This window comes from Paenibacillus sp. J31P190, from assembly GCF_059692075.1.
The window spans coordinates 1-17,428 of sequence record NZ_JCAUAS010000009.1 but is presented as its reverse complement, the minus strand read 5'-3'; the positions used below and the strand labels follow the sequence as shown (position 1 = coordinate 17,428).

At 44.9% G+C, this 17,428-nt stretch carries 17 protein-coding genes; 4 read left to right on the top strand and 13 right to left on the bottom strand.

What is annotated here, in order from left to right:
* Window positions 1-4 precede the first annotated feature (4 nt).
* The 9 genes from AC58U0_RS17175 to AC58U0_RS17135 all read right to left on the bottom strand — a co-directional run bounded on the left by AC58U0_RS17175 (window position 5) and on the right by AC58U0_RS17135 (window position 9,323).
* On the bottom strand, window positions 5-499 hold the full coding sequence (locus AC58U0_RS17175; protein WP_497380217.1) for a YqeG family HAD IIIA-type phosphatase: 495 nt from the start codon (window positions 497-499) through the stop codon (window positions 5-7).
* Window positions 500-702: 203 nt separating this feature from the next.
* Window positions 703-1,479, bottom strand: a complete 777-nt coding sequence (locus AC58U0_RS17170) for an alpha/beta hydrolase (RefSeq protein ID WP_497380215.1) — start codon at window positions 1,477-1,479, stop codon at window positions 703-705.
* 60 nt (window positions 1,480-1,539) lie between these two features.
* Window positions 1,540-3,774, bottom strand: coding sequence for a transglutaminase TgpA family protein (locus AC58U0_RS17165; RefSeq protein ID WP_497380214.1), 2,235 nt, complete (start codon window positions 3,772-3,774; stop codon window positions 1,540-1,542).
* Complete coding sequence (locus AC58U0_RS17160; RefSeq protein ID WP_497380212.1) at window positions 3,767-5,053, bottom strand: DUF58 domain-containing protein; 1,287 nt, start codon at window positions 5,051-5,053, stop codon at window positions 3,767-3,769. Before AC58U0_RS17160 ends, AC58U0_RS17165 begins: the two co-directional genes overlap by 8 nt.
* A gap of 4 nt (window positions 5,054-5,057) precedes the next feature.
* The gene (locus tag AC58U0_RS17155) at window positions 5,058-6,017 is read right to left on the bottom strand and encodes an AAA family ATPase (protein WP_171643682.1); all 960 of its coding nucleotides are present in this window, start codon (window positions 6,015-6,017) and stop codon (window positions 5,058-5,060) included.
* 534 nt (window positions 6,018-6,551) lie between these two features.
* On the bottom strand, window positions 6,552-6,902 hold the full coding sequence (spoVAE, locus tag AC58U0_RS17150; RefSeq protein ID WP_497380211.1) for a stage V sporulation protein AE: 351 nt from the start codon (window positions 6,900-6,902) through the stop codon (window positions 6,552-6,554).
* Window positions 6,899-7,918, bottom strand: a complete 1,020-nt coding sequence (gene spoVAD, locus AC58U0_RS17145; RefSeq protein WP_497380210.1) for a stage V sporulation protein AD — start codon at window positions 7,916-7,918, stop codon at window positions 6,899-6,901. Before spoVAD ends, spoVAE begins: the two co-directional genes overlap by 4 nt.
* A 4-nt stretch (window positions 7,919-7,922) precedes the next feature.
* Window positions 7,923-8,396: a stage V sporulation protein AC gene (gene spoVAC, locus AC58U0_RS17140; protein ID WP_497380209.1), complete on the bottom strand. Its 474-nt coding sequence runs from the start codon at window positions 8,394-8,396 to the stop codon at window positions 7,923-7,925.
* 27 nt (window positions 8,397-8,423) lie between these two features.
* A complete protein-coding gene (locus AC58U0_RS17135) occupies window positions 8,424-9,323 on the bottom strand; it encodes a DUF421 domain-containing protein (RefSeq protein WP_497380208.1) in 900 nt (299 codons plus the stop codon).
* 200 nt (window positions 9,324-9,523) lie between these two features.
* Between AC58U0_RS17135 and AC58U0_RS17130 the strand changes: the two genes are divergently transcribed.
* The 3 genes from AC58U0_RS17130 (at window position 9,524) to AC58U0_RS17120 (ending at window position 11,778) form a co-directional block, all read left to right on the top strand.
* The gene (locus AC58U0_RS17130) at window positions 9,524-10,357 is read left to right on the top strand and encodes a phytanoyl-CoA dioxygenase family protein (RefSeq protein ID WP_497380207.1); all 834 of its coding nucleotides are present in this window, start codon (window positions 9,524-9,526) and stop codon (window positions 10,355-10,357) included.
* A gap of 51 nt (window positions 10,358-10,408) precedes the next feature.
* Window positions 10,409-11,410, top strand: a complete 1,002-nt coding sequence (locus AC58U0_RS17125) for a LacI family DNA-binding transcriptional regulator (RefSeq protein WP_497380206.1) — start codon at window positions 10,409-10,411, stop codon at window positions 11,408-11,410.
* 161 nt (window positions 11,411-11,571) lie between these two features.
* Window positions 11,572-11,778 (top strand): DUF1657 domain-containing protein, encoded by a 207-nt coding sequence (locus AC58U0_RS17120; RefSeq protein ID WP_057303170.1) that lies wholly within the window; start codon window positions 11,572-11,574, stop codon window positions 11,776-11,778.
* A 163-nt stretch (window positions 11,779-11,941) separates the two neighbouring features.
* On the opposite strand, the gene AC58U0_RS17115 is transcribed toward AC58U0_RS17120, so the two are convergent.
* The 4 genes from AC58U0_RS17115 to galU form a co-directional block, all read right to left on the bottom strand.
* On the bottom strand, window positions 11,942-12,082 hold the full coding sequence (locus AC58U0_RS17115) for a hypothetical protein (protein ID WP_047672235.1): 141 nt from the start codon (window positions 12,080-12,082) through the stop codon (window positions 11,942-11,944).
* A gap of 26 nt (window positions 12,083-12,108) precedes the next feature.
* Window positions 12,109-12,867 (bottom strand): C1 family peptidase, encoded by a 759-nt coding sequence (locus tag AC58U0_RS17110; RefSeq protein WP_497380204.1) that lies wholly within the window; start codon window positions 12,865-12,867, stop codon window positions 12,109-12,111.
* A 112-nt stretch (window positions 12,868-12,979) separates the two neighbouring features.
* Window positions 12,980-13,948: a glycosyltransferase family 4 protein gene (locus AC58U0_RS17105; protein WP_497380202.1), complete on the bottom strand. Its 969-nt coding sequence runs from the start codon at window positions 13,946-13,948 to the stop codon at window positions 12,980-12,982.
* 7 nt (window positions 13,949-13,955) lie between these two features.
* A complete protein-coding gene (gene galU, locus AC58U0_RS17100; protein ID WP_497380201.1) occupies window positions 13,956-14,828 on the bottom strand; it encodes a UTP--glucose-1-phosphate uridylyltransferase GalU in 873 nt (290 codons plus the stop codon).
* Window positions 14,829-15,017: 189 nt separating this feature from the next.
* On the opposite strand from galU, the gene AC58U0_RS17095 reads away from it, so the two are divergent.
* The gene (locus AC58U0_RS17095) at window positions 15,018-17,279 is read left to right on the top strand and encodes a carbohydrate-binding protein (RefSeq protein WP_497380200.1); all 2,262 of its coding nucleotides are present in this window, start codon (window positions 15,018-15,020) and stop codon (window positions 17,277-17,279) included.
* Window positions 17,280-17,428 lie beyond the last annotated feature (149 nt).

Below are 17,428 nucleotides of genomic sequence, written 5' to 3'. Positions count from 1 at the left end.
CCTCCTATTTCTTCATCCTAGCTAAAGCCCATTTCTCAATACGGCGATTGATTTTCGTGAAAAAACCCTCATCCTTAATTGAAATGGGTTGAACTAGGATCGTGTATAGCCCCATCCGATTGCCTCCAAGAACGTCAGTTAACATTTGATCACCAATGACAGCTGTTTGTCTGGCATTCGTACCAAGCAGCTTCATGGCTCTGTGGAATGAAACGTTCGTTGGTTTCTTAGCTCGATGAATGAACGGAATGCCAAGCGGCTTCGCAAAGGCTGAAACCCGTCCATGATTGTTATTGGACACGATGACGACCTTGAAGCCCATTTTTTGCAAACGGTTCAACCACTCTATTAACTCCGGAGTCGCATGCGGATCTCGTGCGCCTACGAGTGTATTATCGAGATCTGTTATAATACCACGGACACCAAATCCCCATAGGTGATTGGCATCAATATCATAGATCGTATGTACAGACTGTCTGGGCACTAGCTTATTCAGCAAACAAATTACCTCCAACTGCTTCCTCATGAATCGGAGAGACTTTGAACTACTTTCAAAGATCCCTAAGCGGAGAGACTTTGAGCACGTCCAAAGATCCCAAAGCGGAGAGACTTTGAGCTACGCTCAAAGATCCCTATATTATATACGTGACACTATACCATAGTGACCCACTTGTTGCAAAAAGAAAAGAACATATTTTCCCACTAGGTACGGGGCGGAAGCGGTAACCAGTTCAGTACGTTTTGAATTTTACGGTCCCAATAGCCCCACTCATGTTGGCCTGGCTCCTCCTCATAGGTCAGATCCATACCTAATTCGCGGCAATAATCTCGAAATCGAATATTATCTTCATAAAGGAAGTCTTCCGTACCGCAGCATTGATAGAGCTTAGGGGATTGTCTAGTCGCGCCAGACACCTGTTCAGCCAAATAAAACAAATCATTCTCGCTGCCTTTAATCTTGGACACATCTCCATAAATCAGTTTGAAATCGTCCGGAAAATTCAATGCTCTGTCTGATATATCTAATGCCCCTGATAAGCTTGCCGCTGCGGCAAACCTTTCCGGATGTGAAAGTGCCAGTTTCATCGCGCCATAGCCACCCATGGACAACCCAGCCACATAGTTCAATTCTCTTTCCTGAGCTAATGGGAAAAATGATCGCGCTAATGCTGGCAATTCTTCACTAATAAAGGTCCAGTATTTCGGCCCCGAAGCCATATCGGTGTAAAAGCTGCGGTTGACGGCTGGCATGACTACCGCTATTCCCAATTGCGAAGCATACCGTTCAATCGAGGTTCTCCGCATCCAGATCGTATGATCATCAGATAAGCCGTGCAGCAGATATAGCGTAGGATGCTTTACCCCATAAACTGCAGAAGCCAATCCGATTTGATTTTGAGCGGCTTGCGGCAAAATGACGTACATGGAAGCTGAAACCCCAAGGGAATCTGAATAAAAATGACAGTCGATAAAAGCCATAAATAAAAATCTCCTCTCATAGGAAAACCACCACCTCGAAAGGTGAGTGGCTTCTTTGTTCTATTTCATTTGTTCTTTTAAGCGAATAATAGATTGACTAACGGTCTGGTAGTCGACTTCAGTGGAATTCTCCTGACTGTACTTCGCGCGTTCAAACAATTCGAGCACCGTTTCCAGCTCTTTTTTCATCCACTTACTTTGGTTAGACCACCTTGTCGTCGCTTCTCGCATGGTTTCGTACTCATGTCTCGTGTAGCCCCTGCGACGGCTTAGCCGCAGCAGTTTTTCGAATTCAACAATAATTTTCTGATTGAAATTAACGACTTGCCTTTTCTTCCTGCGGGTTCGCCATGCTCTCCAATTGTTGCTTTTCAAGATAAAGAAAAGAACTAATGCAACAACTACGGCAGCTCCTAAACCACTTAATGTCAACCACAACCATGTAAGGCTCGGAGCCTCTTTTGTTGCGTCAGGCAAAGTAACTGGGTCACTTTCCGTTGATAGGTCAACGGGTGGCGGTGTTTGCTCTGGAAATACGTTCGGCAGTTTGAAGCCTGAGGTCGGTTCAAAGGGTATCCAGCCAAAGCCTTCAAAATACACTTCAACCCACGAGTGAGCGTCTGAATTTCTAACGGTATAGGTACCTGCTCCATCCGCATCGATTTCAGCACCCAGTTGACTCAAAATACCTAAATCCCTAATTTCTGCAGGAATCGGTGAAGTGCCCGATGAATAACCTTTCACCCAACGAGTTGGAAGTCCAATAGAACGGGCGAGTACAGCCATAGCTGATGAGTAATAATCACAATACCCTTGCTTCACTTCAAATAAGAAGCGGTCTACGAAATCCTTACTCTTGCCTTTACTTTCATCTGGCGTATTCGTATAAGGATAATGATCTGATAAATACTTCTCGATTGACTTCGCTTTGTCATAAGGATTCGTCGCTGCCTTGGTAATCTCAACAGCCAGCTGCTTCACCCGTTCAGGAAGGTCGGCAGGCACTTGCAGATACTCCGCCCATTCCAGTTGATTGGCATAGTCTGATTTGACTTCTCGCAATAACGCTTCTTCCAGTATAGGCTCCTGTGTAACAATTGTATAATCTTTAGGATAATTATTTCTTCCTATATAGCGAAGCTCAGATTGACGAGGAGACCATATCAGACGTTGAAACGGGTTCTCACCTTTATTCACTTCCACAATTTTCTGAATGGCGAATCCCCCGAATAAAACAGGAAATACTTCCTCTCTATCCATGACAACCGTTTGAGTCACTTCTTTGGTTTTCAAAAGTGACAGATCAAATCGCGGATCAAGCGGCAGCGGATTACCATTCACACGATTGACTGGCAATTTACGCTCCACCGGGCTAAGCTCCCAGCCTTTTCCGTTATATAACGATCTCGTTTCGCCTCGGAAATAGGTTCTCTTGCTCGTTTCAACAGTCATAACCGGCGTGTAATCATAACGAAAACCGCCGCCAAGCCGACTGTCATCACGACTATAGCCGGAAGAAGCATCCGCGTTCGAAGATGACGTGATGCTGACTCCTTTTCCAAGTAAAGGAACAGCTTCACCACGGCTTACTTTCCAAGCTGTATAAGGATCCGTTAATATCGGATTCACAGTTGGCGCTAGCAGGCCAACCAGAAACGTGACACCGACTATCAATAAAACGGGAACAATGAGCGTTGACGGGTAATCCGTAATCGTTTCCCAAATGACCGGGGCCCGTCTCTTCAGTTGACTAAAATGCTGCACCATCAACAGTGAGAAACCGCAAAATATGACCATAGCTACTTGCGGCCACAAAAAGATCATGCTGAAGGAATCGCGAATTGCAAAAAATAAAATACTGACAAAAATAAGGACAAACACACGCATTCTCGATTGGACAGACCACATGGCAAACAAATAAGTAATCCAAGCAATTAAACTAAACCAAATGTATGGTTCCAACTGCCCTGCATTCAGAGCAATCCATTTCACCGCATCATTCCATGTTGCCACATTAACCGCCACAAAATGATAGCCCATACCAATTCCGTGCAGCCAAATAATCAATCCGAATTGAATCAAGGATCGCCAGCCGCGATGTAAGTGCGGGATAAGGTAAGTAGCCGCTACAATGGAGAGGGTTCCCGTCACAAAGGCGACCGTTTCAGGCAGCCACAGTCCATCTTCTTTCATGATCCAGATAACAAATTGATAAAGGAAAATACCAGTAAGAATTGCTGTTACTCGCTGTGACCAATCTGTCAGTAAAATCCTTTTCCATAATGTGTTAGGCATAACGTTTCGCCCCTCCCAACAGGTTAGGCAAGTCCGTCAACTGACTAACCTCATAACCCATATAACCTTGTGAGCGAATCGCCTTGATCCAATCCTCTTGATTGCCTTCCTTGTCCAATCCTTGCGGTTTGAATGCGTGGTTGGATTTAGCATGAACCCAAATATGGCATGGATTCATCTGGAGATGTTCCAGGTGATGAATCACCTGAATCATCGCTGAGCCCTTTTGCGGTGAAATGAGTACAAAGAAGCAGCCTGCTGGCCATTCGCGTGAACGTTCCTTGATGATTTGGTGAAGTGAGTGATAACCATCAGCCTCGACACCAACCAAATGCTGTATGATTTGTTTGTGATGATTCTGACTTTGCTTCGGTTCAAAATAAGAGGATTCCTTCCCGATCGAGAGTAATCCTAGCGCTAAGTCACGACTCGCTCCATAACGAAATAAAGAAGCTGCAACAGATACCGCCAGTTCAAATTCGGCAGAATCCCGATAGGCACGGGCATTCCGATCCAATAGAATAATCGTCTTAGGAAGGGATTCTCGCTCGAATTCTTTGGATTTCCATGTCCCTGTCTTCGCAGTGGCATTCCAATGTATACGTGATAATCGGTCTCCATAAATATATTCACGGACACCATTAATTTGCGTCGTTTCACGATGTGCTCGCGTCGTTGTGGAGTGATGCTGCATGCCTTTAAGCATTTGGTGAAATTGCGCCCATTCCCGAATAGCAACCGTTTGTGGATATACCGTGATCGGCTGCTGAAGCTCTAAACGGCCCTTATGCTGAAAAAAGCCGAAAATATCCTCGGTTAAGCACTCCGTTTCACCAAACCGATAATACCCTCTTCTTAATGGCGGAGTACTGTAAAGCAATTCACCTCTACGTTTCCAATCTGGAACAATGGAGCCTTCGAAAATAGTCTCTTCCCCATTCTGTCGAATAAGCTGATCTTTAATCATCATATAAGGAATAGGCCAGAACCCCGGAATCTGTACGCCAATACCAACCTGTAACGATTGCCCAGCCTCTATTTGAGTTTCTTGCCCTATGTTCGCAAGCTTGCGAGTACCTTGCGCACGTTTAATTCCACTCCAGTTACCAGAAAGTAAATAAGCAGACAACAACGTGATAATAATAAAAAGCATGGAGGCCAGTTTCCCACCTTGAAACAACAGGAACAATAAACTAGCAGTGAAACAAGCAATAAGAAGCCATAAAGCTGCCGGAAACCGGGGAAGTTCCCCGAATCGTTTGAATACCGGTCGATTCATAGGCTCACTTCTCCAATCGAACCGGCACGCGTACTTGCTCGAAAATCGCGCCGAGAACTGAGGAAACCGTAGCTCCGTCCATACGGGCTTCGGAATGAAGAATCATTCGATGACCAAGAACATAAGGAGCAAGGTATTTAATATCATCAGGAATCACATAGTCTCTTCCATGGAGAAACGCAAAAGATTTGGAGGCTAAAACCAATGAAAGCGTTGCCCTAGGACTGGCTCCAAGGAATACGGCCTGATGTTCTCGTGTTTTTCTTGTAATGGTCACTAAATAATCGGCTACCGCTTCATCCAAGTGGACATGACGAACCTGTTCCTGGATGGCCAGCACTTGAGACGTATCCATGATTGCCTGCAGTGCCTCCATGGGATGCACTTTGCTTTGGGATGTAATCATCTGCTTCTCGGCGGCTTCACTCGGATAGCCTAGACTAAGCTTCATCATGAATCGGTCAAGCTGCGCTTCAGGCAAAATATATGTACCTTCGAAGTCGATTGGGTTTTGGGTCGCAAGCATCATAAATGGTGAAGGAAGCTCGTGTATATCACCATCGACGGTGATGTGTTGTTCTTCCATTGCTTCCAGCAAAGCAGACTGTGTTTTGGTAGTTGCCCGATTAATTTCATCAACAAGCAAAATGTTCGTCATAATCGGTCCTGAACGGAACAGGAACTTCTCTTCTTTGGGATGATATATAGAAACACCTGTTATATCGGAAGGTAATAAGTCCGGATTACATTGAATGCGGCGAAATTGACCATCTATGGATCGAGCAAGCGCTTTAATCAGCACTGTCTTGCCTGTACCCGGCACATCTTCAAGCAAAACATGCCCACCGGCCAGCATCGCAGTTAGCAACAATTCAATCTCAGAGCTCTTGCCAAGAATGCATGATTCCAAATTCGCTTTCAACCTAGCTAGAGCTTCAACATGATGATGTGTGGCAGTTTCCATGTGTGATCCTCCTTAGAGTTTTGCCAGCAAAACTTTCTTCGAAAGCGTTACTGAGTTTTCGTAAGAAAACTTACGTCGTAAGCAGTTGCTGAGTATCAGAAAGTTTACGACTTAAGTAGTAGCTGAATTTTTCTTAGCAAATTGCGTTTATGCTGCCATTTAGGGTGAAAATACTATCATAAGTCCGTATTCCTTAAAAATGATAGGAAAATGAGCGTAAATCTAGTTTACAGTAAAGTTTTTCGTCCGTATACTTGTAAATCCTCTAAATTTATTTGTTAAATTTAACCATCCATGCTATTTGACAATTCATGTGCCAGTACGAGATTGTTCGTTCTATCTGTTTCGAGATATTGAGAAGATCATTCTCTTTCTATGTTCCAAAAAACAGGTATAGCAAGCGTTTGAAGTTGACCCCTAACAGAAGAAAGGGGCTGTCCCAAAAGTAGATAAATCTACTTGAGGACAACCCCTTAAGGCTTATTGAATTTTCCGAATATGTCTTTAAGACAGCCCATTTCTCCAGCATTCATCTTATCCTTTGGGTTTGACAAATACGGCAGCTATGAAGGAGAAGATGATCGCCGCGGATATCCCCGCGCTGGTCACTTTAAAAATACCTGTGATGATCCCTATATAGCCATCCTTATGGAGCTCCTCTAACGCTCCGTGAACCAGGGCATTGCCGAAGCTGGTAATCGGAACGGTTGCACCCGCACCGGCAAATTCAATGAACGGATCATACAAGTTACAGCCGTCTGCTATAGCCCCCAACACGACAAGCGTGCTCATAGTATGAGCGGGCGTAAGCTTACCCACATCCATCAAAAGTTGTCCAAAAACACAAATGGCTCCGCCTATCAGAAAAGCCCAAAAAAAGTTCATGCGTACAACCCTCCAGATTCAATTGAAACAGCATGTGCAATGCAAGGGATGCTTTCCCCTTGTTGGAAAGTAAGCGGCGAGAGCAATGCTCCGGTCGCTACGACTAGAATTCGCTTCAATTCGCCACTCTTTATACGCTTTAGAAGATGACCATAAGTGACAGTTGCAGAGCAGCCACAACCGCTCCCTCCCGCTTGGACCGTCTGCTTCTCGCGATCATAAATGATCAACCCACAGTCGTTATATGTCGTTTGATCAATTGGAAAATTGTGCTTATCGAATAGTTCGCGCGCAATGTTCACACCCACAGTTGCCAAATCACCGGTCACGATTAGATCGTAATAACTAGGCTCAATATTCAGTTCTCGGAAGTGAGTTTGAATGGTATCTACTGCTGCCGGCGCCATTGCAGCGCCCATATTAAACGGATCCGTGATGCCCATATCAACGATTCGCCCGATTGTGGCCGAGGTGATGACGGGACCGTCACCGGTCTTACCCAGCACGGCGACCCCTGCGCCGGTGACTGTGTATTGAGCTGTCGGCGGCTTCTGCGATCCGTATTCCGTCGGATAACGGAACTGCTTCTCCGCCGTACAGTTATGGCTGCAGGTGCCGGCCATTACGTAGTTAGCGGCCCCCGAGTCCACCAGCTGCGCGGCTAGCGCGAGCCCTTCCATCGATGTGGAGCAAGCGCCGAATATGCCGATATACGGCATATTCAACGTGCGCACGGCGAAGGTATTAGAGATGATCTGATTCATCAGATCCCCTCCAATATAGAACTGTATCTGGCCTCCAGTAAGTCCGGCTTTTGAAAGTGCTCGCTGCGCAGCTTCTTCTAGCAGCGCCTTTTCGGCTTTTTCCCACGTTTTTTGACCAAGGGTCAAATCACCATGGACGATATCGAAATCCTCACTAATTGGCCCTTGGCCTTCATCAGGTCCTACAACCGTCCCCGTTGATAGTATCACGGGTCGATTCTCAAAGACCCAGCTCTGATGTCCCTTCAGCATAAGGTCAACCCCCACCCGTAATGATAAGATGTACGATACCAACAACAAAGGCTGCGACGGTTCCGTATACGATGACGCTACCAGCTAACTTGAACATATTACCGCCTACCCCAAGCACAAGTCCTTCCGCCCGGTGCTCAATTGCTGCTGAGCATAACGAATTAGCGAAACCTGTTACAGGAACGGAGCTTCCCGCCCCGGCCCATTGGGCTATTTTATCGTACACACCGAAGCTCGTCAGTATGACGGATATGATAATTAAGACGGCAACTGTTGGATTCCCTGCCGTTTTTTCGGTAAAGCCAAACCAATTAACGAACATCTCCATGAAACATTCACCGATTAAACAGATTGTCCCTCCAACAAGGAAGGCTCGCAGGCAATTTATTAGAACGGGTCTTTTGGGCTCTTGCTTCTTCGCTAGCTTCTGATACTCCTGCTGCGTCATTGTCAAATTCTTCTTCTTGTTGTTGGCCATGTTTTCCCTCCTGCTTCCTCTAACGCCCTAAGTTCTTAGAATCATATGCAAATCCTGAATAACCTTCGTTAACTGCACCGAACATGCCTCGTACATCTTCTTTGCCTGCGGATGACTAGTCGTCAATGAAAATAGTTCAAGATCTGCCTCACATTTCTTCAAAGTGGCTAATAAGGCAGGCCTTTCTCTCGGTTGAGGCACTTTTAATTTATCATCATAAAGATCGACCGTTAATTCGCCATGCGTGTCTACTTGTGCGAGGAACACATTCTCCTTCGTTACTCCTAGCTTATCCAGTTCCGTATGTAGCCATCCTCTTCCTCTTCCTGTTGCAGCCAAGGGTTCATCTTGAATGACACCATCCATGATGACAGACTGTGTCGGTTTCTCAATATTCAGCTTCATCCCCAAATGGTTTGGTGTCAGAGGTTGGAGATCACTTTTAAGTAGAACACTTAAATCACCACTAGCCTCAAGCATAGCGAACTCAACATCTGCCATGCGAAAAACACTTTTGGTGCGCAGCTGCGCCAGCAGCTCATCGCCAGTGTAGCGTTCTTTTTTCAAATTGTCCTCCAGAATTTTACCATCTTTAATGACAACAGTTCCCCTACCCTCAAACCAAAACCTCAATGTCTTACTTTTGAGCGTCAAAGTCTCCAGTATCAAAGGTATAAGAACCCAGACAAGTATAGCGACGACCCCATGCCAGAATCTGAAATCCATATCCATGGAAATAGTCCCAGCCAAGTCCCCAATCGTAATTCCGAGAACATATTCAAAAAAAGTAAGTTGAGAAATTTGTTTTTTACCGAGAATTCGCGTTAGTACAAACAACAAAACTAGTGCAAAAAACGATCTGATTACGATACTCAACCAATCTGCCACAAGCTCTCCCTCCCTTCCTAAAGCTCGAAACAACCTCATTATGTGCTATTTTGAAAGCAAGTATGATCAATTTGAGTTGGATTTAAATGTTAACTGTACGGTTGAAATAATAAGCTTGCAAGTTTTAATTTACACGAGTAAAATATTTATTATTACAAATGGATAAAGAGTAAATTGCTCCTTATCCATTTTATTTTCGACTTATTTTACACGAGTAAAATACAAGGAGGACGATGAGAATGACGACAGTGACCCTGAATATTCCTGAGCTCTCACGACAATTTGAAAATGACGGTTATTTACTGCTTCGTAATGTACTTTCGGAAGAAAGCATTGCAGAATTGAATAATGCCGTAGACGGTATCCTTTCCGATGAACAAGAGTCATTATCCTATAACATTTACAATAGCGTAGAACGAGCCCCCTCAATTTTGTCCTTAATGGACAATCCGACAATTCTTCCACTTATCGTTAATTTGATGGGTTATAACATCCAACTTCATATCTCACATCTTACCGTGCGCAAACCAAATCCCGATGATCTCAAGACCGAGACCAACAGCTTTATTAACTGGCATCAGGATGGACCAACGCCCAAATTCCCAAGCATTAACGGACTAACATCCACCTACTACATTAAAGCTTGTTATATTTTGAGTGATATGTCTGAGCCAGACCGCGGGAATACGAAAATCATTCCGGGCAGCCATAAGTGGCCAGAATATCAACCCGTTCAAAACGACGTGAATGTACCTTTACCAGGAGAAATTGAGGTTTGCGGTAAACCTGGAGACGTATTCATTTTTGCACAAAATCTTTGGCATGCCGGTTCCCCGAATCGCTCCAACTTCACCCGCCGCCAATTATTTATCGGCTATAGCCCGATCTGGATGAGACCTATCGATTACCACACTGCTTCGCCGGCATTGCTCGAAGGGGCAGATCCGATTCGCCGCCAACTGCTGGGGGCAATTAGTGAAAACTATTTCAACTTCTACGTACCGGAAGAGTCCATGGTCCCGCTTAAAGAACTGTGGTTAGGCCATGCTGCAACGAAAAGTGAGTACATTTAGATTTGTCCAAATTTATGATACCCTTGAGGAAACAAGAAAAGGGAGTTCCTTATGATTACCAGGAAAGAAGTCGCAGACCGGGCGGGTGTTTCGGTAGCCGTCGTTTCATATGTGCTAAATAATCGGAGCATCGTCAAAGAGGAAACCAGACAAAAAGTACTTGCCGTTATCAATGAGCTAGGCTATCGTCCCAATCAAACTGCCCGCAGCCTCAAAACTAGGAAAACAGGGCAAATTGCCGTCCTCGTCCATTTCGTGGGAAACCCATTCGAAGGTGGACTCCTATTGTATATTGAGAAAAAAGCTAAACTTAGCAATTATTCAGTGTTTTTTCATTCCTTTGAACCTGCTCGTGAAGAAGAATTAAAAAATACACTGATGGGGCGTGTAGACGGCATTCTTCTTCTTGGCCAAACGCTAAGTGAGGAAAGTCAAGCATTTTACAGCTTGATGGAGCTCCCCGTCGTATCTCTTATGCAGCCTGGTGTTTCCATGCCGAGCATCCCCGTCGTTGATGTGGATTGGGTAACTGAAATGCGGCGGTTAATTGTACATCTGCAAGAACAGGGGCATAAGCAGATTGCCTTTATGACCGCTGGCGATCCGCAGGATCCGATTGCTCATCGGCTCGTAGCTTTCCGCGAAGCCATGCGTCACGAAGGATTGAAACTCCCGGAGCGATATATTCTCGAAGGCGCCGGCCGCTTCGAGCAGGCTTTCGAGGCGTTAACCGCAACACTAAAGCAAGGTTTTGATTTTACTGCTATCGTAGCAGCAAATGATTTGATGGCGGTTGGTTGCCTCGCAGCTTGCCGAGAATCCGGCATTCTTGTCCCACAACAATTAGCCATCGCCGGGTGCGAAGATATTCTAATGTCTTCGCAAGTCTCGCCAGCTTTGACAACTATCTGTTATCCGCGGATGGAGGTTGGCTTGGAGGCGACAGAACTGCTGCTATCACTCATTGACGGAGTTAACAAGAAGACAACTCGACTGGAGGGCAAGCTTTCAGTAAGAGCTTCAACAGTAGAGAACTCCTTGAATGTCACCTAGCAATGAAGATGTACGAATCAGATAACCGCTATGAATAATTCAGTTGGATTTAATTGTTATATATCTAGATGAAAAGTTAGGGCATATTAAAGATCGCAATCAATTGAAAACGATCAATTTGCTTGCTATCCTACACAAATCTTAATGAAGAGGTGTACAACATGACAGTAGCTTCTCAAGTAAAAACAACACTGGCTTCACTTAAAAGTGCGCAAGCAAGCTTAGAAACGTTTGCTCTAGGCACGCAAAATCAAGAGGCCAAGCAGTTGTATGAAGCCGCCGCCTTATCTGCACAAGACATCGTAAATCAAGTCGCCTCCCGTGTGCAGCAATTAGAAAATGAAGAACCTCAATACAAAGGCTTCTAGTTAACAAACCAAAACCAGCCGTCTGCGTGTGTTAGCAGCCGGCTGGTTTTGCATTAGAATAAGATAACGAATACTAGAGTAAGTAAAACGAACAGAATTAATATGAGCAGGATCAGTTTTTCTTTTGGCATTGAAGCCGCCTCGTTTCGGTTGAGATTCCTATTTATTCCAATGGCTGACCGGATGATTTCCTTAGCTCGTTGGCCAAACGATGAAATTCTTCTCTTGCCTCAGCATCCTCGGTTGCCAAATAAGCCGCAGATAAGAACGCAATGATTTTATTTGCATCTTCCACACTTAACATAGATTCAGCACCTCCCAGAAGCGGGTTTATTTTCCGGTCCAATAATCGAACGTCATCACATTGTTTTTGAAAAAGGAATAGGGCATGTAACAATAGCCTTGGTCTCCCCATGCTTTCCCCCACGAATTCCGCACAATGACTGTTCCCTGTCCCTTCTTCTTACCATCCTTATACCCGACGGCTAATAAGGCATGCCCGCCTAACACTTGTTCTTTTTTCCGATTCGGGTACGGGATCCTCCCTGTTCTTGCCGCCAGTGGACTTTCGAAGGATTGATACAGCCAAATTCCGAAGACAACAGGCTGGCCATCAGCTAATGCCGCTTTGATCCCTGCCAAGTCATGAATCCGATGATATCCCTCAATGCGGTAGCTTCCTGCTGCAGCTTCCGCCTCAGAATCAGGCTTTTCTTTAAATTTGGCTATGCGATAAGGCCATTCGGCTTCTGGGCATACCCCTATTTTATGCAGCACCTTCATGCCATCACGTACTGTGGCTCCCGAGTCCCAATTGATCGTACCCTCTAATTTACGCTCATGCCAATAATGAAAAAGACGAGATAGCCGTAAAGTTGAATTTCGTTCTTGACGAAGCCAATACTCACGCAGCCCGCTTACAATGGCATTCGATGTGCAAGAACCTAAATTCCCCTGATTCACGATAGGAGACAGTTCCTTGCGCAAATCTACTTTGCGGGGTAATTGCGATTCCCGGATATAATTGACGCTTCGGTAATAATAATCCCGAAAATCTCGCTGGTCCCGTTTAACCGTGTATTTACGCATCCCGTTGCCTCCTCACGGTGTGTTAACAGAATTGTACTTCAGTATATTCACCCATAGGCTGCAGCGTGCAAAAAGCACGCATCCCTATGGAATGCGTGCAGGCTGTTGCAGATTAATTTTTCATGGCTTTTTGATATATTTGTAAGTATTTTGTTGTCATTTGGGACGTTGTAAATCTACGAATGACATAACGACGAAGCTTTGCCGGATGCGGATAATTCCCTTCCTTTACCTTTGCAACCATCTCAGATACGGAACGACAGATTAATTGAGGAAACCCCGCCATAACTTCGGGTACCGCACCACGTCGCAATGCGATTACTGGTGTACCGCAGGCCATAGCCTCAATCATGACGAGTCCGAAAGGCTCTTCCCATAACGTTGGAAACAGCAAACAACTTGCATATTTGAGCAGCTTCTGTTTGTTCTTCCCTCCAACAGGTCCAACAAAATGGATGTTGGGATTTCTTCTAATTCGAGGTGCAATCTCATTACGATAAAATGTTTGATTTTTAATAGGTCCAGCAATAATAAGGTTTTTATTCGTTCTCTCCGCAATCTCAATGGCGTGCAGGACACCTTTCTCTCTCATAATACGTCCCATAAATAACAGGAAATTGCGCTTTTTATCACTGAATTCATATTCCCTGGGATTAAGTCCGTTATAGACATAATGTCCGCGATTTTTACCCATCACCATTCTAGCACGTTTGGAAACATATACAGGAAGCTTCACCCATTGCTTCACAGGGAGATGTAACGTGCACACCGTCGGAATATGAAGATTAAGCCTTCCAAGTGCAGAATTGAACGTATGATCATGAATAACGTCAACATCCCGCGGCATATTATTCAAGACATACCTTGCTATTCCTTGGTTGCGAAGACCCGTGGGGAACGGGACTAGCTTAGCACTAGTTCTACTGCCCCTTGCTGCAAATACCGTGACTTGATGTCCTCTTTGCACAAGGTTTTCAGTCAATTCATGCACAACTTTCTCCGTTCCTCCTTGGTTCGTAGGCGGCAGTTTCTGTGCATCTGGAAAGTTAGAAATCACCTGCACAATGTGAAGACGTTTCATTCCCCTATCACTCCGTTTCTCTTAACATTTTTTCTATGTGTTCGCGAAGCCATGGCCTCAGATTGGCTCTCTTGTTCGCTTCAGAAAGAATCGATGTTATAAATCCTCTATGGTTTCCAATGTCATGCCATTGTCCCTTTACCTCACAGGCAAAAATGGCTTCGATTTCGTTCAACGTAATCAATGCGTCCGTTAATTGAATTTCTTTTCCTACGCCGGCCTTTTGAGTAGCCAATACCTCGAAAATCTGAGGTGTCAAAATGTAACGACCCAGGATGGCCAAATTAGACGGCGACATGGGAATAACTGGTTTCTCAATTAGGTTTACTACACTATGAAAACCTTCATGCAGGGCTTTAGCTTCTATAATTCCATACTCCGAAACGAACTGATCCTCGACTTCCTGTACACCAATAATTGACCTTTGATATCGATTATAGTAATGAATTAATTGTGCTAGTGCAGGCGTTTCGGCATCAAAAAACGTATCACCCAATAACACGGCAAAGGGTTCATTTTGAACGAAAGAGCGGGCGCACCAAATAGCATGTCCTAGCCCGAGCGGCTCGGTTTGGCGAATGTAATGAAGGTTGGCTAGCTGGGTTGGCTCCTGCACACGCCCTAGGAGATCAAACTTTTCTCGCGCTCTTAGATAGCTCTCCAGTTCGAAAGCGGTATCGAAATGATCTTCGATCGCTTTCTTCCCTTTCCCAGTCACGATGATGATGTCTTCAATGCCTGAAGCTACCGCTTCTTCTACGATAAATTGTATGGTTGGTTTATCAATGATAGGCAGCATTTCCTTGGGCATAGCTTTGGTTGCCGGTAGGAATCGCGTGCCCAGACCTGCTGCAGGTATAACCGCTTTTCGAATCTTCAAACATATCACCATCTCTCAAGTAAAATAACAAAGCTTTATGTTCAAAATATGCAAACCAGTTTGGAATGCCACGGACATCTATCTTTTTCACTCAAAATATACTGGTTAAAACAGGTCATAGGCACACGATAAACTTTCAGTTATGATGAGGGTGTGAACATGATCAACTGATAGAAAGGAACAACCACCATGACGATGACATCATTCACGAAAGTGTTACTTGGTTGCGCCAGTCTCTTATTCACGCTGACCTTAGGGACTCAGACGACGGAAGCAAGGGAAAGTCAATTTACTAGAAATGGAACAGGGCCCCTCTATTGGAGCACTTATGAATATCAATACACACGAAATGCACCTATGAACGAGGCAGAATGGAAGAAAAACATTGATTGGATTGCAAGCGATTACAAAGCATCGGGCTATGACATGATAGCCTCCGACGGTTGGATTGAAGGTGCTCAGCTCACAAATGAGAACGGTTACATTTTATCCCACAATGATAACTGGCAGCACGACTGGGCGTATTGGTCTACCTACATTCAAAATAAAGGCATGAAGCTCGGCGTTTACTATAACCCCTTGTGGGTAACTCGGAGTGCCGCGGCAGATCCAACGAAAACAATCGTCGGAACGAACTACAATATTAGTGAAATTGCCAGCTCCGCAGATAAATTTAATGACGATTTGTATTGGGTAGATGTTACAAAACCCGGCGCCAAGGCGTATATTCAAGGCTATGTGAATTACTTCAAGCAGCTTGGTGTTCCCTACCTGCGAATTGATTTTCTTTCTTGGTATGAAACCGGAACAGATAAAGGCAAGACGATTGGGGTTAATCATGGCTCCGAGAACTATAAGACGGCTCTAAAGTGGATGCAGGAAGCAGCCGGCGATGATATGGAGTTAAGTCTCGTAATGCCTCATTTAAACAATCATGCTGCAGGCGAACTGCCGTATGGTGATATGGTCCGAATCAATGAAGACCTCGCCCATGGCGGTTGGGAAAACTTGAGCGGTCAACGTCAAAATTGGGTGAACAGCTGGTCGCAGTGGGCCAATCCGTTCCAAGGATTTACAGGATTTTCCGACATCGCTGGGCGCGGTTCCAATATGATTCTGGATGGGGATTTCATCCGCATGAATACGTTCAAAACGGATGAAGAACGCAAAAGCATCATTCAATTATTCACCATGGCAGGATCACCTATTGCGATAACCGATCAGTATTCCACGATTGGCAATTCCGGCAGCTTTTACAAAAACAAGAACATGCTTGAGCTCCATAATCAAGGATTCGTAGGCAAACCTTACTATAATAATGGGAATTCATTTAGCAGCGATCCGGCGGCAAGGAATTCAGAAAAATGGCTTGGACAACTACCAGATGGCAGCTGGGTGGTCGGGTTATTTAATCGATCAGATGGGACAGCCACTCGTTCGGTCAATTATCTGAAAGATTTGGGACTTACTGAATCAGCGAATACGACCGAGCTTTGGACAGATACTAGCCTTGGGAAACTTACTGCCTACAGCCCGAACCTTGTGAAACATGCATCAAAAGTTGTGAAAATTGAACCTGAAGGCACGAAGGTGAATTATGCTGCTGAGGTTGCCACTTGGATGGGCGGTACGCATTTTAACAATAATTATGCCGGTTATCAAGGGTTTGGTTTTGTGGATGGATTGGGATTGACGGGGGCGAAAATCGTCTATGCCGTCCAAGCAGCTGAGGAAGGTGACTATGCGCTCACCTATCGTTATGCGAATGCGTCAGGGAGGAACAGTACTCTTCATGTAAGCGCAACGGATGATAAGGGAGTTGTGGTTCAAACTTCGCGGGTCGTTTCATTTGGCTCAACTTCAGCTTGGCAGACATGGAAGAACCAAAATGATCGCATCCATTTGAAAAAAGGTGTGAATCTGATTACTTTAGAACGCATGGCCTCAGATACAGGTGAGGTTCACTTGGATGGTCTCGTGCTCGACAAGAATCGGATATCCGAGATTGACTCTTCGCTCGTTCAAAATGGGGATTTTGAAAGCGGTGACATTCGAGGTTGGTCGGAATGGCATCCAACAGGTCAGACAGCAAAGTACGGCGTTGATTCCTACGATACGTATAAAGGTAAATACAAGCTCTATTTCTGGGACACCAAAGCCTATAAGCAAAGCATTCATCAGAAATTAACTGGACTTCCGAGTGGATCATATACCGTCAGCGCATGGGTCAAAGAGACGTTATATGGAAATAAGCCGACGACAGTCCGGTTCGAGCTTGGTGAGTATGGTGCAAAGACAATATTCAAGAACATTAGCCCTAGCAAAGGGTATCAACGCATTCAAGCAACCGTTAACGTAACAAATGGGAGCTTGGATATCGGATTCTATGTGGATTCACCGGGTTTAACTTCTTTGCAAATCGATCAAGTATCGATTGAGAAGATGGACTGATTGAGCAGGAAAAAAAGGAGCTCGCCAGCTGTAGACTGGTGAACTGCACCCCAATTGTTAGACACAGTCTAACAATTGGAGGTGCAGTTTTTTTGGCTAAATACTCAACCGAGGAGAAACTAGAAGCAGTCCTGGCTTATCTAGAAGGT

Bases quoted from the DNA above. Each gene is read 5' to 3' on its own strand.
- AC58U0_RS17135 (WP_497380208.1), bottom strand. From the start codon at position 9,323: ATGAGGTTGTTTCGAGCTTTAGGAAGGGAGGGAGAGCTTGTGGCAGAT.
- spoVAC (WP_497380209.1), bottom strand. From the start codon at position 8,396: ATGGCCAACAACAAGAAGAAGAATTTGACAATGACGCAGCAGGAGTAT.
- spoVAD (WP_497380210.1), bottom strand. From the start codon at position 7,918: ATGCTGAAGGGACATCAGAGCTGGGTCTTTGAGAATCGACCCGTGATA.
- AC58U0_RS17160 (WP_497380212.1), bottom strand. From the start codon at position 5,053: ATGAATCGACCGGTATTCAAACGATTCGGGGAACTTCCCCGGTTTCCG.
- AC58U0_RS17130 (WP_497380207.1), top strand. From the start codon at position 9,524: ATGACGACAGTGACCCTGAATATTCCTGAGCTCTCACGACAATTTGAA.
- spoVAE (WP_497380211.1), bottom strand. From the start codon at position 6,902: ATGAACTTTTTTTGGGCTTTTCTGATAGGCGGAGCCATTTGTGTTTTT.
- AC58U0_RS17125 (WP_497380206.1), top strand. From the start codon at position 10,409: ATGATTACCAGGAAAGAAGTCGCAGACCGGGCGGGTGTTTCGGTAGCC.
- AC58U0_RS17110 (WP_497380204.1), bottom strand. From the start codon at position 12,867: ATGCGTAAATACACGGTTAAACGGGACCAGCGAGATTTTCGGGATTAT.
- AC58U0_RS17165 (WP_497380214.1), bottom strand. From the start codon at position 3,774: ATGCCTAACACATTATGGAAAAGGATTTTACTGACAGATTGGTCACAG.
- AC58U0_RS17155 (WP_171643682.1), bottom strand. From the start codon at position 6,017: ATGGAAACTGCCACACATCATCATGTTGAAGCTCTAGCTAGGTTGAAA.
- AC58U0_RS17115 (WP_047672235.1), bottom strand. From the start codon at position 12,082: ATGTTAAGTGTGGAAGATGCAAATAAAATCATTGCGTTCTTATCTGCG.
- AC58U0_RS17170 (WP_497380215.1), bottom strand. From the start codon at position 1,479: ATGGCTTTTATCGACTGTCATTTTTATTCAGATTCCCTTGGGGTTTCA.
- AC58U0_RS17095 (WP_497380200.1), top strand. From the start codon at position 15,018: ATGACGATGACATCATTCACGAAAGTGTTACTTGGTTGCGCCAGTCTC.
- AC58U0_RS17120 (WP_057303170.1), top strand. From the start codon at position 11,572: ATGACAGTAGCTTCTCAAGTAAAAACAACACTGGCTTCACTTAAAAGT.
- AC58U0_RS17105 (WP_497380202.1), bottom strand. From the start codon at position 13,948: ATGAAACGTCTTCACATTGTGCAGGTGATTTCTAACTTTCCAGATGCA.